12 protein-coding genes are annotated in these 14,658 nt (G+C 40.8%); 11 read left to right on the top strand and 1 reads right to left on the bottom strand.

Annotated elements, in window-relative coordinates:
• Positions 1–124 precede the first annotated feature (124 nt).
• On the bottom strand, positions 125–931 hold the full coding sequence (locus tag B5771_RS05610; RefSeq protein WP_088186664.1) for an MBL fold metallo-hydrolase: 807 nt from the start codon (positions 929–931) through the stop codon (positions 125–127).
• 514 nt (positions 932–1,445) lie between these two features.
• On the opposite strand from B5771_RS05610, the gene B5771_RS05615 reads away from it, so the two are divergent.
• The 11 genes from B5771_RS05615 (at position 1,446) to B5771_RS24185 (ending at position 14,654) form a co-directional block, all read left to right on the top strand.
• Complete coding sequence (locus tag B5771_RS05615) at positions 1,446–2,093, top strand: Crp/Fnr family transcriptional regulator (RefSeq protein WP_242966753.1); 648 nt, start codon at positions 1,446–1,448, stop codon at positions 2,091–2,093.
• Between the two features lie 418 nt (positions 2,094–2,511).
• On the top strand, positions 2,512–3,894 hold the full coding sequence (locus B5771_RS05620) for an MFS transporter (protein ID WP_088186665.1): 1,383 nt from the start codon (positions 2,512–2,514) through the stop codon (positions 3,892–3,894).
• Positions 3,895–3,944: 50 nt separating this feature from the next.
• Positions 3,945–5,825: an aryl-sulfate sulfotransferase gene (locus tag B5771_RS05625; protein ID WP_088186666.1), complete on the top strand. Its 1,881-nt coding sequence runs from the start codon at positions 3,945–3,947 to the stop codon at positions 5,823–5,825.
• Between the two features lie 370 nt (positions 5,826–6,195).
• Positions 6,196–7,683 (top strand): aryl-sulfate sulfotransferase, encoded by a 1,488-nt coding sequence (locus B5771_RS05630; RefSeq protein WP_088186667.1) that lies wholly within the window; start codon positions 6,196–6,198, stop codon positions 7,681–7,683.
• A gap of 30 nt (positions 7,684–7,713) precedes the next feature.
• Positions 7,714–8,040 (top strand): thioredoxin family protein, encoded by a 327-nt coding sequence (locus B5771_RS05635; RefSeq protein ID WP_047811734.1) that lies wholly within the window; start codon positions 7,714–7,716, stop codon positions 8,038–8,040.
• Between the two features lie 37 nt (positions 8,041–8,077).
• Complete coding sequence (gene trxB, locus B5771_RS05640; RefSeq protein ID WP_088186668.1) at positions 8,078–9,301, top strand: thioredoxin-disulfide reductase; 1,224 nt, start codon at positions 8,078–8,080, stop codon at positions 9,299–9,301.
• Between the two features lie 248 nt (positions 9,302–9,549).
• Positions 9,550–10,938 carry a trypsin-like peptidase domain-containing protein gene (locus B5771_RS05645; protein ID WP_088186669.1) on the top strand — a complete coding sequence of 463 codons (1,389 nt, stop codon included), beginning with the start codon at positions 9,550–9,552 and terminating at the stop codon, positions 10,936–10,938.
• A 46-nt stretch (positions 10,939–10,984) separates the two neighbouring features.
• Positions 10,985–11,587 carry an FHA domain-containing protein gene (locus B5771_RS05650; protein ID WP_088186670.1) on the top strand — a complete coding sequence of 201 codons (603 nt, stop codon included), beginning with the start codon at positions 10,985–10,987 and terminating at the stop codon, positions 11,585–11,587.
• Complete coding sequence (locus B5771_RS05655; RefSeq protein WP_088186671.1) at positions 11,578–13,053, top strand: VWA domain-containing protein; 1,476 nt, start codon at positions 11,578–11,580, stop codon at positions 13,051–13,053. Before B5771_RS05650 ends, B5771_RS05655 begins: the two co-directional genes overlap by 10 nt.
• Before the next feature lie 12 nt (positions 13,054–13,065).
• Positions 13,066–13,839, top strand: a complete 774-nt coding sequence (locus B5771_RS05660) for a protein phosphatase 2C domain-containing protein (RefSeq protein ID WP_172408169.1) — start codon at positions 13,066–13,068, stop codon at positions 13,837–13,839.
• Between the two features lie 53 nt (positions 13,840–13,892).
• Positions 13,893–14,654, top strand: coding sequence for an RDD family protein (locus B5771_RS24185; RefSeq protein WP_207652676.1), 762 nt, complete (start codon positions 13,893–13,895; stop codon positions 14,652–14,654).
• The last annotated feature ends 4 nt before the right edge of the window (positions 14,655–14,658 follow it).

A 14,658-nucleotide genomic window follows, 5' to 3' on the forward strand; every position in this document is an offset into this window, starting at 1 on the left:
TCATTTCTGTTGATGGTTGGAATAAAGTTCCGGCCCGTGGAACACGAATACAATTGCTAAACGGACACCGTGGGAGGCCTCACGGACAGGTGGAAACAGCGTATGAAACCTCGTTGAAACAAGATTATAGTGTGATAACATTTAGGTCATCGGGAACGTAGAGATTTCCGCAGTAGTATTTTTTCCCCTCGGCTGTATATAGCTCTTTTCGATGAGTTATATTCGTGTCTTCTGTATGCCATAGTACAAGGTTTTTAGCATTAAGGTGAGCAGCAAGTTCACAAGCATCTTTAACCGTGCTGTGATGTTTCTCATAGGGTTTGAATTTTTCTCGGCCATCATATAGACAGAAAGCCTCACATAAAAGCCAATCGCTGTTTAAGACATATCTCTTACATAATTGGTTAAAAGGTTCGTCGCCTAAAAAGGTCAGAACTTTTCCGTCACTCAGTTTAACAGTAAAACCAAACTGTTTTACCTTGGTGGAGTGAATATCGAAGAAGGTAAAGTTTTGACCTATGAGGTTTTTCACTTGCCCATCGGTAACAGGGACAAGAATAATTCGATTCCCGATTATGTCCGTTAATTTTTTATCAAGTGTAGATTCTACGAGAGTAATGATATTGTTAATTAACTCCTCATGGCAATAAATCTTTAGGTTATCGTGATACTGACCTGATAGCATGGACGAAGCGATCATTCGAATAATCCAAACTATCCCGAGCAGATGGTCGGAATGCTTATGGCTTACAAAAACGTGATGAATCTCGGTTAAATCAATACCGACTTTTTCTAAAGCTGCCAAGATGCCATTACCACCTCCGGCATCGACTAATAGATATTCATTGTTCTCATTTGCGAGGGCAAAACATGTGTTGTAGCACTTAGTTACTCCAGCATGTCCGGTTCCTAAGACAAATAATCGATTCATTGGTCTTCACTCCATTGTCAGCTTAATTTTGCATTGAGTTAATTTAAGATTCTATTTGTGACAATAACGGATTTTACTAAATTACAATTTATGGATTTTCGCTAAGACAGCACGTTGAATTTAAAATTAACTTTTCTTATTGCCCCTGTCAATAACAATTTTCCAGAATTGAAGTTTTGGAGTTTAAATTTGATGGAAAGTGTCAATAATTGCTGAAAAAATGCTCTCTCAAACGTATAATTAGTAAAAGAGCATAATCATTAGTATTTACTGTGGGTTATATATAATTTCTGTTGTCGTCAGTGATTCTTAACTATTGATCCAGATAGATATAGGGTCCTTCGTTAACTTCAGGTGGGGTAGAGTCCTCCTTCGCCGCTAAGTATTCCTATTGAGAAAGGCAGCTCGGCAATAATGTCCACTGGACATTATTGTATCTGAAGCCCCGATGTTCAGCTTTGGCTGGACGAGTTCACTGAGAAGGGTTTAGTTTAAACTTTGTGGGAGGAGAATTATGATGGAGCTTTTGGAAATGGACGGCCTCGTAAAATGTGAATTTAAAAAAGGCTCATATATAATCCGGCAAGGTGAAAAGATGGATTATGTATATTACTTAATAAGCGGCACCTGTTATCGAACGTTAATTTCAGAAAAGGGTGACGAAGTAATTTATGGTGTTAAGGAATCCAATAATTCATTTCAATCCGTGCTAGGAGCCTTAACGATATTTGACAATGGATTAAGCGATTATGATTTTATTGCTAAGAGCAAGTGCATTTGTTATAAAATACCGAAGGAAATATTTTGGCAATATGTGCAAAATGATCCGGTTGCCTTAAGCCAATTATTGCAAATGGCGATAGGACTTGTTCGGGAGTTAGTTGACTCTTTGCAGGCCAGGAACGAAGGTAAGGTAGGAAATCGTTTGTGTAAATTTCTGCTGACGAATTCTCAAGTTGAGCAGGGCTTGCTGCTGGTCGATAAGCGCTTCACTAATGCGACAATCAGCCGTTTCTTAGGTATTCATAAGGTTACAGTAGCTAAAATATTAAGAGCTTTGAAGAGTGAAGGTATTATCAAGAAAGAAAAAGAAGGCATTATAATTCTCGATGAGAACAAATTAGAAAGCTATGCAAATGATGAAAGAGTTATTGATTACTAATCAAGTGGATATAAGTACACGTTTTATATTTAACTCAGGGCGCGAGGGAATGCAGTGTTAACCTCTCGCCCTGAGTTGTTCTAACGGAAAAATAAACTTAGGCCGCAAGAAGATCAATATGTGTGCAGACAGAGTATTAGGGGCGGAAGCTGGTTTTCTTTATTCGAAAATTTAATAGCAGCATAGGTTATTGTAAAACGATAGTCTATGCTATTTTCTGCGAAATCTTTAACTGTTAAAATGTCGCTAAGACGACAACCTGCAGGAAATTTTTAAATACAGGGGAGGGAAATAGAGGAGCTTAAGTGCTTCGAACTTAAGAGTTAGGCAAAATTCCATTTTCTAAAAATCGGTATCTATATCTATCGTTGTTTAGATAAGTACTTGAGAATACAAGGACAATTGGAGGTTATTTAAGATGGCAATTGGAACAAGAGCAAATTCCATCGCCGAAATGCCCGATTCCGTAAGTACTCTAACCGGAAAAAAGGTAAACAATTACTTTGATGGTTTAACAGTATGTAAGAAACATAAAATGATTTTCATGATCATTATGGTAGCTTATTTCTTTGAGCAGATTACAAATTGGAATTTTGGATTTATTGCACCTTCTTTGATTAAGTCCTGGGGGCTGACCATGGCCGATATCGGGAGAATAAGTTTCGTGTATTTTATGGCCATGACTTTCGGAGGCCTCCTGGGGGGGGTAATATCTGATTCAATTGGTCGCAGAAAAACGTTCCTCGGTTCAATTTTCCTCTTTTCAGTCGCTTCTATACTTAACGGGTTCGCCAATAATGTGCTGACCTTTACAATATTTCGGGCATTAACGGGATTCGGCGTCTTTTGCTTAATGGTAACTTCACAAGCCTATTTTTCGGAGATGGCCCCGGCTGAATGCCGAGGAAAATGGCAGAGCCTTTCCGCTGCAGTGGGATTTACCGCTGCCCCCATTATTGGCGGATTGTGCAGTTTGATTATTCCTTTAAGTCCGCAGGCGTGGCGGTATATCCTCGTTTTGGGGGGGTTGGGGCTGGTTCCCTTTGTCGTTGGCTTAAAATATTTACAAGAGTCACCGCGTTGGCTGGTAGCCGAAGGGAAGGTCGACCTGGCGGAAAAAGTTGTTTGGGAAGTTAGCGGCATTCCGGTGAGTTTACAAAATGTGCCTTTACCCTCAGGAAAGAAAGAAAGTTTGTTAGGAAGAATAACTGGAATGTTTTCCAGGAAGTATCTTGTACGCACCTTAGTTCTCTTAGCCTTTGTCTTGTTAACTACGCCGGCAACTTTTGTTGTCACAAATTGGACCACAACTCTTTTGAATCAACGCGGATTAGATGTTACCGAAAGTTTGCGAGTTTCGTTTATTCTGATGATTGGCGTTCCGGTTGGCTTATATATTTCTTCGTTTATTGCGGATAAAGGCGGCAGAAAAATACCCATGGTGATCCTTTGCGCTTTGGCAAGTGTGCTTGCTGTCATGTTTGGGAAGGTTGCGGGATTTTGGCCGATTTCATTGATTGGGTTCCTATTGATCGCGGCAATCATGGCGTTTGCCTTTATCTCCTATAGTTATATTGCTGAATCATACCCAACAAGCCTGCGAAATACGGCTGTAGGGATTCATAATTCCGTGGGCCGTTTTGCCACGGCAGCCTTTCAATTGGTCATCCCGTTGATTTTTGCTCAGTATAAGTTTGTAGGGATCTATAGTATTGTAGCGATTATGATTTTGGTTCCTGCTGCGATATTAGCTATTTGGGGTGTTCGTACAGGGGGCAAATCGTTAGAAGAAATAAGTTAAAAGAGAATTGGTACTGGTTATGGAAGGAAAAACATTGAGGAGTGATTACGTTGAGAAATTTTTTAGAAACAGAAAAACACCTAATTACGTTACAACATGAGTCCGAAAAAAGATTTTTAACTGAATTTCGTTCCGGCAGCTATACCCAGGAAAATCCGCTGGTTATCAAAAATCCATATCTGATTAACCCTCTTTCTGCCGTCATTTGTTTTAATACAGCTGAAGCAACGACAGCGGAAATTACGGTTAAAGGTAAGGCCAAAGAAGGCGATATAACTCATACTTTTGCTGCAAGTAAAGAACATATTTTGCCGATTTACGGCTTATATGACAATTACACCAATACGGTAGTGATAACGCTTGGCAATGGAAAAACATCCGACGTTAAAATTGAAGTCGAAGAATTGAATGTTAACAGAGCTCTGTATTGTCATACTACACCGGAGTATTTCGGCAAGGATCTCATGCTGATCTCCTCGACAACTCCCTTAATTGATTCTGCCAAAACGGTTGGTTTCGACTATGCAGGGGATTTAAGATGGATAATCACTAACAAACAAAGTTGGGATATTAAAAAACTAGAAAACGGAAGACTTCTTTACACATCCTATCGAACTGTCCAAAAGCCCTATTATACAGTTGGCTTCATGGAAATGGATTTCTGTGGCAAAATCTATAAAGAATACCGCTTACCAGGTGGTTATCATCATGATGGCATAGAATTGGAAAATGGTAATTTCCTAGTCGCTTCGGACAATGACTTTGAGGAATCGGTTGAAGATTATGTCGTCGAAGTCGATAAAACAACAGGGGAAATCGTTAAATCCTGGGATCTTCTTAAGATTCTGCCCAGGGAAAAGGGCAACGCGGGGGATTGGAATCACCACGACTGGTTCCATAACAACGCAGTTTGGTATGATAAAGCCACTAACTCCATTACGATGTCCGGACGACACAAGGATGCCATTATTAATTTTAATTATGACAGTGGGAAATTGAACTGGATACTGGGCGATCCTGAAGGCTGGGGCGAAGAATGGCAAAAATACTTCTTTAAAAATGTCACTAAAGGTGATTTTGACTGGCAATATGAGCAACATGCTGCCCGAATTTTACCGAATGGCAATGTCTTCGTTTTTGATAATGGAACTTATCGCTCGAAAAATAAAGCAACTTGGATTCCGCCCGAGGAAAACTTTTCGCGTGGCGTGATTTATCGAATCGACACAGATAAAATGGAAATCGAACAAGTATGGCAATACGGTAAAGAACGCGGAGCTGAATTCTATTCTCCCTATATCTGTAATGTTGATTATTATAGCGAAGGCCACTATATGATTCACTCAGGGGGAATTGCGACTTACCGTGGCAAGCATACAGACGGTTTGGGAGCTATGCTTCTTAATAAATATAAAGATGAACATATTCATCTAACCTTAGAATCCATCACTGTGGAAGTCCAAAATGATGAAGTGAAGTATGAAATGAAAGTTCAAGGCGGCAATTATTATCGGGCCAGAAGACTTTCCTTATATGATGAAAAGACCCATTTTACACTTGGCAAGGGAGAGTTTTTGGGCGGCTTTGGCGTAACATCGGAGTTCGGAAAAGTAAAATTCAAAGATGCCGAAGGCGGAGTCCCGGCCAAACATAATTTATCGTTAATTCTGGAGGAGGATCGTCTGGCTCTTCGCGCGGCCTTTAAAGAAGGATCGGAAGTGTTTCTGGAATTAAAAGGTGCGAGCGAAGTGAAGTTCTATTCCATACCAACCGTAGTTCATGATGTGACAGCTGCCTGTGTCTCCTTTGAAGAGCAAAAAGACAACGACTTCCAATTCTATGTCAGTAGGGAAGGATTAGCGGGAGACTTTGATATTTACCTGAATATTGATAACAAAAGGTATGATACCGGATTCTCAGTAAAGTTATAATAGCCAGGATCATCATCGGATAAGAATATAATTGGAGGATGCTCCCCAGAAGCAGGCAGGAACGATTAAACAATCTGTTGGCTAAAGGGGAGTTTTCTCTGCCAATACATTAATAGGAAAGTAATTCTAGGAGCAACCTTCACTTACAAGAAGTAGGAGTTCTTACTAGGATAAATGATTTTGAAAAAGTTAAGGGCTTCTTCGAAATGTCCTAGGTATTAAGTAATTTTATGGTTCTGATTGTTAAAAGAATAACATGTGTTATCGGTTTGCTCCTTGCTAAATGTCTATAATAAACACGAGTTTCGGGTATTTAATATCAAATAAAAAAGGGCCTAACAAAATTTTTAATAAAGAGGAGCGTTGTTCTATGGGTCAACCATTTGTTCATCCTACAGGAGTGACTATTTATAATCCCGAAAAGTGTTTTAATGGTTATACTATCATGGCTGTAAAAAAGCTTGGCTGCGTTCTTATCGATATGAACGGCAATGTTGTCCGAGTTTGGCAGGATTTGCATGGGTTTCCCAATAAGCTGCTTCCCGGTGGCTATGTTTTGGGAAGCCGTGGTGTAAGAGACCCTAAATTCGGTTATCAAGACCAAATTGACCTCGTTCAAGTGGACTGGGAAGGTAACGTGGTTTGGAAATTTGACAGAAAAGAATTGATCGCAGATGAAGGGCATGAACCTCAATGGATGGCGCGTCAGCACCATGATTATCAACGGGAAGGGAATCCGGTTGGCTACTATGTGCCGGGTATGGAATGTCAAACCAACAAAGGGAATACTTTAATCCTTGTTCATGAGAATTGTTTTAATAAAAAGATCTCCGACAAGAACCTGTTAGATGATGTCTTTATTGAAGTTGACTGGGAAGGCAATATCGCCTGGGAATGGCATGCCAGTGATCATTTTAAAGAGTTTGGTTTTAGTGAAGCGGCTAAGCTTGCACTTTATAAAAACCCGAACATGCATGAAGCCGGCGGTGGAATGGGTGACTGGATGCATATCAACTCCATGAGCGTCCTCGGACCTAATAAATGGTACGCTAAGGGTGATGAGCGCTTCCATCCGGATAACATCATTTGGGATTCTCGTGAAGCGAACATTATTGCAATTATTTCTAAGGAAACTGGAAAAATCGTCTGGAAAATGGGCCCTGATTATTCAGCCGATAAAAAGCTTGCTAAGATCGGGCAGATCATTGGACAACACCATGTGCATATGATTCCCCAAGGCCTTCCGGGAGCAGGAAATATTCTCATATTTGATAATGGCGGTTGGTCAGGCTATGGCAGCCCAAGCAATATTTCCAAAGATGGTACAAAAGTTAATATTTCTGACCGGTCCCGTGTCCTCGAACTTAATCCTGTGACCATGAAAGTAGTCTGGCAGATTCTCGGAAGCGAACTTATGGGATATGGGCAGCCAGGAATTTCTGACTATCGTTTCTATAGTCCTTTAACCAGTGCAGCTCAGCGTCTGCCAAACGGCAATACCTTGATAACCGAAGGGGTGGGCGGACGCTTCTTTGAAGTAACACGCCTGAAAGAAGTCGTCTGGGAATTCATTTCTCCATTTACAGAAAATCCATCAACCATCTATTATCGTGCTTATCGTTACCCTTATAGTTATATTCCTCAACTTCCTGAACCCCAGGAAACCCCTGTACAAATGCTCGATATTCGCAAATTCCGTGTACCGGGCGCGGCGGATTGCGAAGTTCAAAATGTGGTGGGTGTTGAAGGAACCACAGGCTATCCTGCCATCCAACAAGCTTGTGTTGCCGCAGCCGATCAGGATTTGTCCTTAAAGGATGACGATGATGATGACGAGGATAGTTTCACGAAATTTTAGTGAATGAAAAACTTCTAAGGAGTGAGGAAAATGTCGTTGGAAAAGTTAAATGCCGATCAATTTGAAAAGATTATTTATAATAATGGTGAACCTTCTTTAGTGATTTTCTCCAGAAAAAGTTGTCATGTCTGTCAGGGAGTTATCCCTGTTTTAGAAGATCTAAAGCCAAACTATGAGGGGAAATTTGGGTTCTATTATGTTGACGTCGAGGATGACAAAACATTATTTCAAAGCTTTTCCCTTAAAGGTGTTCCTCAAATCCTATTCTTTAATGAAGGTGAATATCAAGGAAAGCTCGCAGGAGCCGTTGACGAAGAAAAAGTCGAGGATAAGATTGCGGACGTCCTTGAAGGGTAAAACCTCAGCATTTAGAGAAAGGAAGTCGTAGAGGAGTATGGGAGATATAACAAGTACCTATGATTTAATCATTGTGGGCGGTGGCCCGGCAGGACTTACGGCGGCTATTTATGGCGGAAGAGCCAAGTTAAAAACCTTGGTCATCAATAAAGGTACCGTTGGCGGGTTGGTAAATACAACGCGGGAAATTGTTAACTATCCCGGGTATGGACAAATCAGCGGGGAAGAACTCATGAAGGACTTTAAAAAGCACGCTGAATCCTTTGGGACAGATTTCTTACGTGATGAAGTTGTTAGAACGGATTTCTCACAGGAGGATAAAGTAATCACTACGAAAAAAGGCAAAGTCTATTCATCTAAAGCAGTTATTATCGCCTGCGGCAGTGAACCGAGACTTTTAAATATTCCCGGTGAAAAGCGGCTCCAAGGCAGCGGGGTAGCATACTGTGCTACTTGTGATGCCGAGTTCTTCGAAGGTGAAGATGTCGTCGTTGTCGGCAGCGGGGATCAGGCCATTGAAGAAGGTATGTACATCACGAAATTCGCTCGTAAAGTCACTGTGATTGTGCTCCATGACGAAGGAATTCTTGACTGCAATAAAGTGAGTGCAGAGAGAGCGTTCCAAAATCCAAAAATGGAATTCATCTGGAATTCAACCCTCGAAGAAGTTCAGGGTCAAGATAATGTTGAAGGAGTTAAGATCAAGAACTTAAAAACCGGAGCTTCAACGGAACTTGCCTGTCAGGGTGTCTTTTTCTTCGTGGGCATGGTGCCTTCGACCCATTTTCTTCAAGAAAGCGGTATCGGGATCGATAAAAGAGGCTATATCCCGGTCAATGAATTAATGGAAACGAACCTTGAAGGGGTTTATGCGGTTGGAGACAATCGGGTTAAATATTTAAGACAAGTGGTTTCCGCAGCCGGGGATGGAGCTACGGCAGCTGTTGCCGCCGAACGCTATATTGAAGAAATGAAAGCGTTCAATTCAAACGTTTTGGAAAGTGATAAGCAAGTTCTTTTGCTCTTCTTTAATGCCCAAGATAACAGTAGCTTGGGATTTGGTACTTTGTTAGAAGAAGTAAACCAAGAACTGCAGGAACGATACAAGATTGTAAAAGTTGATCTGACCACGAAGAAAAATCTCGCCCAAAAATATGGTATCGAAAAGGCTCCCTCCGTTGTGGTATTAGATAAGGGTCAAGAAGTTAAGCGATTGGATTGTTTAACGACTATAGAAAATCTGAAATCCCAGTTGTGTTAAAAAATTAATCAGTGGTGACATATGTGCTAGTGATATGCTCCCTTCCGGTTGTAGGTTAAATCATAAACTTATAATCGGAAAGGGGCATATCATTTTATTATTTCCTGAATTTTCAATTAAAACTTCTCTGAAAATAATACTATTCACAATCTTAATTAGATCCTTGCAGGCATAGCATATAAAGGTAGGTCGTGTTATGTGTCCTTACCCATTCCTAATAAAAAAATTATAAAAGAAAGGATGCAGATATGAAAAAAAAGGGATTAGTTTTTCTTACCATTCTATTCTTGATAACTTCTTTTTTGTATCCAGTGAAAAAAGCATCAGCTGATTTTGATCGCGAACAACTTAAAAAGAGTGTCTTCAAAGTATATGTTGATTATCTCGTCAATGTAGATGGTTTAGGAGCTGCGACCATTAGTGTCCACGGGACAACGTTTGCTATTGGTAAAAAGGGAGAAAAAATAAAATATCTGATTACGAACTACCATGTCATGGATCAAAACAAGGTTATTCAAGATGTTGCCAAACAAATTGTTGATGCTCTTCAAGCAATAGGCCGATATACTTCCATCGAGAATGTTGCCAAGTATGTACATATTGAAAAAATGCATCCTTATATTATGCTTTATGACGCCCCTATCGATATAAAACTTACGAAAGCGATGGAGGTTAATGACCTGGCAGTAATTGAAATCGTCAATGATAATGAGCGCTTAAACGTAGACCCATTGGTTTTTGGTGATCCTAATACCGTTAAGACCGGAGATAAAGTATATGCCTATGGATTCCCAGGTATTGTTGACCAGCTTAATGGTTTCTATCTTGGCCGAGAAAGGGCAACGGCCCGTCCCAGTGACGTCTCTTACACAAATGGTGAAGTGAATCAAAAAACCCAGATTTCAGTTCAAGGCTCTTATCCTCTTGATGTGATCCACAGTACAGTGCCAATATCAGGGGGGAATTCGGGCGGGCCTTTGGTGAATGAAAACGGCTATGTCATTGGTATTAATACCTACGGCAGTACACAAGGAAATAATTATAATGTGGCTATGGTTCCGACCTATCTCTTGTCTTTGCTAGATAATATTGGAATATCCTATGAAAAAACCAATGGTTCAAGAAATGTTACTTCATCATCATTTATCGGCAAGTTGACTGGCAATCCAATAGTCATCCTAGCAGCCGTAGTTTTAATTATCTTAATAATTCTTGCTATTGTGCTTATAGCTATAAACACCAGTCGCAAAAAGAATAAAGTCAACCAAGTTGAAACGTTACCGCAAAACCCTATTCAAAATAACTTGATTCATAATCAGCCCAAGCCGCTCTTAATCGGAGTTAGTGGACATTTTGCAGGGAATAATCTTGGCGTACATGGAGCACTGATCATTGGCAGAGATCCCGCCCAATGTCAAGTGGTTTTCCCTGCTAATAACACGGATATTAGTCGCCGTCATAGTTGTCTATCGTATAACTCTGATGCGCAAAGTTTTGTTTTGGAAGACCTGAATTCTTCGAATGGAACCTATCTTTTTAATGGGCAGCGTATAATCCCAGGACAGCCGCACTATCTGAAAAGCGGCGAGAAATTTTACCTAGGTGTGCCAAATAATATGTTTGAAGTACGACTATAACCTAAAGTGATTGTGAGTTTTTTATATTTAGTGGGGGTGTAAGGACATGGACCTTTTACGCTGTAATCAAGGACATTATTTTGATGCTTCTGTATATCCGAGCTGTCCCTTTTGCAGTGGTCAAGGACCCTCGTCAGGGGTAACTCAACATATCAATAACCCTTCTCCAGTTAATGATATTCCCAAAACCCAACATACAGCTTCAAATGTCCCAAATGGGGCAAGCGATATTCCCGTTACCCGGGCGCTCAATACCAACGGAACTCCAAGTCGCGGAGAGAAAACAGTTGGCATTATTAAAGCGAAGACTGGGATTGATCCCGTCGTCGGCTGGCTCGTCTGTGTCGAAGGCACTAGTAAAGGACAGGATTATCAGATCATGAGCGGCCAGAATACAATCGGCCGAGGACAAACCAATATCTCCATCAAGGGTGACGATTCAATCTCCCGCGAAAAACACGCTGTCATTATTTATGACCCTAAGCATAATCGCTTCTTTATCCAAGGAGGAGATGGGCGCGATCTTATCTACATTAATGACGCACCGGTTTTGGCGGTTACGGAATTGCATGCGTATGATGCGATTGAAATAGGTAAGTCGCGCTTGCTGTTCATCCCGTTTTGCGGGGAGGAGTTTAAATGGGACTAAATAAAGCAGTAAGCAGCCTTATTGTTGTACTGTTGATTAGCCTAATCCTTTTAGAACCTGCTGTTACTAAGGCTGCCAACGACTCTAATTTTAATATTACACAGGTCGACTCGAAATTGCCGGACTTAAAGTTGTTTGTACGCTTGGATAACATTAATCTGGATAATGCCCAGCTTAAAAATGCCTTGAAGATTAAAATTAACGATACTCCTACCCAATTAACGGGTATTCAGGATGTTAAAACCGATAATGGAGGCACGGTAAATACGTCTTACCTTATACTTGTCGACACGTCTGTTTCTATGGGAAGTGAAAACCGGGCAAGTCAAACTAGGGTTTTGCTGGAAAAATTGTTCGAATTTGTTGGACCGAACGATCAGCTTGCAGTCTTTGGTGTTAGCAATAAATTAGAAACAATCAAGGATTTCGCAGTAAGCGATTCTTCTCAAAGCACTATTAAAGCAATTCAAAATAGCATTTCTGTGGGTAGTGGGACAGGGACACATCTATATTCTGGGATGCGTGACGCTATTGACATTGGTCGGACTGCTAAGGATATTCCTGAACAGCGTATAGTTGTCTTGATTACTGACGGTGGAGTTGATGGGGACAGCTTTAGCAGTGAAGATGTCCAAAAATATGTGGATATTGACCGCTTGCCTGTTTATACCTTGATCATAAATAAGCAAAACTCACTGGAACAAGAGTTCAAGGTCGCTGCGGATCAAATAGCCCAGAAGACGGGTGGTCAATACTTCATCAGCGCGAGCGGAAAAGAGTTGTTTGCTAATTTTAAATCGTCGATCGAGAAATGCAAGCTCATTAATCTACGCTGTGATAATTTCAAGGTCTTTAATCAACAGGCTGTTATTCATGTAGCGTTTAAAGACAGGCAGGGAGAAATCCGGCAAGCCGCCAAATTCACGGCTGTGCCTGCCTTAACAGATAAAGGCAACTCCAGCCAAGTTCTGGCGAAGCCTAAGCAAGAACTCAGAACTAGCTATTTTGGCGTGGCGATGATTTTACTTCCTTTTATTCTCATCACTTTGTTCCTTATTCTTGTAATGATGTGGTTATTTAAAAAGCCTAAGGGTGAATCACAACAGAATAAAACAGAATCTAATGACGGCAATGAACCAAGAAGCACAGCCATGCTTGTCCAAAATTCACAAGGAATTTCCTTTAGTATTGGTTTAGAAGTGCTGCAGGGAACAAATAAAGGGGAAGTGATCCAGATCCAAGCTGATCGGAATCCCCTGATTGGATCTGCACCTGAATGTGCATTACAAGTCGGTTACGACAAAAAAATCATTGGACATTTTTCGGTTATCGATGGAATGATCGTAATCCATAGTCAGACACCGGGAGAGATATATGTCAATGGAATTCCAGTGCAGGGAAGCTGTGCCTTGCAGAATGGCGATTTAATTCGGGTACCTGAGATGATGTATAGAATTGTAATGTAAGGAGTGTTTCAGTTGCGGGTTAATCACGTTCCGAAAATTTATTTAACACCCGGAAATGCGCAGCATATCGGTTCTAGGGAAGAACAGCAGGATGCTTTCTACTTCTCAGATTTTTTTGATGCACAATCCATTCAAGACAATGGTATCTTAGCTGTTTTGGCTGATGGCATGGGCGGGCACGACATGGGGAAAACAGCTGCTTCGATTGCTATAGAAACTTTTGTGGATAGCTATCAATTGTCCAACATTCAGGATTCTGTTCCCGGCCGGCTGGCTAAGGCTATCGACGCCGCCAACCAAGCAGTTGCTAAATTAGGGCTGGAGGTTAATGTCGATACCGGTTGTACTTTGATTGCCTCTGTGGTCAAGGAAGGATTATTATATTGGGTTGGAACCGGTGACAGCAGAATATATCTCTGGTGTCAAGGCCGATTGGTTAGAATTACCAGTGATTTCACCTTTGCCAGGAATTTGGAAAAACTAGTAGCCGAACAATATATCTCAGAAGAAGAGGCTATGATAAACGACCAACGTCATTATTTGTACAGTTATATTGGTGTCCGTGATAATTTTAGGTTCGACGTTTGTCAAAAGCCTATTTTTCTTAAACAAGGGTACAAACTTCTCTTGTGCAGTGATGGATTATTTGGCACATTAAGTGAAGCAGAGATAGCTGAGGAGATGTCCGCTTTACCTCAACAAGCTGCGGATAAATTGCTAGATAAAACACTTCGTAAGAATATCCAGCATCAGGATAATGTCACTATCCTAATTATTGGGTGTTAAGCTCTTAATAGTCATTGAATAACATTTCAAAATGAAGAGACGAGGTGATTTTCTTGGAAGTTCATGCCAACTTTTGGAAACGCCTTTTAGCGTATTTTATTGATAATGCGATTTATAGTACCATACTGATCCTCTTAACAGTTCCATTCTGGTTAGCGACTGCCCTCGGAGGATGGCAGCTGCTGTTGCTCTTGAACATTATCGTTGGGTGGTTATACTTTGCTCTTATGGAAAGCTCTGCGAAACAAGCTACATTAGGAAAGTTAGCTCTAGGAATTATCGTCACAGATTTGTTTGGGCAACGTATTTCCTTTGGAGTGGCAACCGGGCGTTATTTCGGGAAAGTACTATCCTTGGTTCCCTTATGTGCGGGTTTTGTGATGGCTGCATTTACGGAAAGGAAACAAGCCCTTCATGATGTCTTATTGGGAACCTTGGTCTTGAACAAAAATAGCAGTGTCGTCAATAATCGTCCACATCAGATGCCCCCAGGACAAAATGTCCGACCAATTTTATGTGGAGTTACCGGGAATTATGCGGGCCAAATGATTCACATTGATGATAAAGGATTAATTATAGGAAGAGATCCGCTCTCCTGTAATATCATTGTCCCATCAGAAGCAATAAGCCGTATGCATTGTATTATAAAATATGATTCAAGGCAAAACAGTTTTACCTTAACAGATACTTGTTCGTCTAATGGAACTTTTCTGGCTTCGGGAGTTCGACTGGGAAAAGGGCAAGCAATCATTCTTAAAAGTGGCGATCGATTTTTCCTTGCAGTGAAAGATAACATGTTTGAAGTGAAGGCGTAGTTGC

The organism is Desulfosporosinus sp. FKA (assembly GCF_002196785.1).
In the GTDB taxonomy this organism is placed as follows: Bacteria; Bacillota; Desulfitobacteriia; order Desulfitobacteriales; family Desulfitobacteriaceae; genus Desulfosporosinus; species Desulfosporosinus acididurans.

Coding starts and splice junctions, on each gene's coding strand:
- B5771_RS05635 (WP_047811734.1), top strand. CDS start 7,714: ATGTCGTTGGAAAAGTTAAATGCCGATCAATTTGAAAAGATTATTTAT.
- B5771_RS05645 (WP_088186669.1), top strand. CDS start 9,550: ATGAAAAAAAAGGGATTAGTTTTTCTTACCATTCTATTCTTGATAACT.
- B5771_RS05620 (WP_088186665.1), top strand. CDS start 2,512: ATGGCAATTGGAACAAGAGCAAATTCCATCGCCGAAATGCCCGATTCC.
- B5771_RS05650 (WP_088186670.1), top strand. CDS start 10,985: ATGGACCTTTTACGCTGTAATCAAGGACATTATTTTGATGCTTCTGTA.
- B5771_RS05610 (WP_088186664.1), bottom strand. CDS start 931: ATGAATCGATTATTTGTCTTAGGAACCGGACATGCTGGAGTAACTAAG.
- B5771_RS05630 (WP_088186667.1), top strand. CDS start 6,196: ATGGGTCAACCATTTGTTCATCCTACAGGAGTGACTATTTATAATCCC.
- trxB (WP_088186668.1), top strand. CDS start 8,078: ATGGGAGATATAACAAGTACCTATGATTTAATCATTGTGGGCGGTGGC.
- B5771_RS05655 (WP_088186671.1), top strand. CDS start 11,578: ATGGGACTAAATAAAGCAGTAAGCAGCCTTATTGTTGTACTGTTGATT.
- B5771_RS05615 (WP_242966753.1), top strand. CDS start 1,446: ATGATGGAGCTTTTGGAAATGGACGGCCTCGTAAAATGTGAATTTAAA.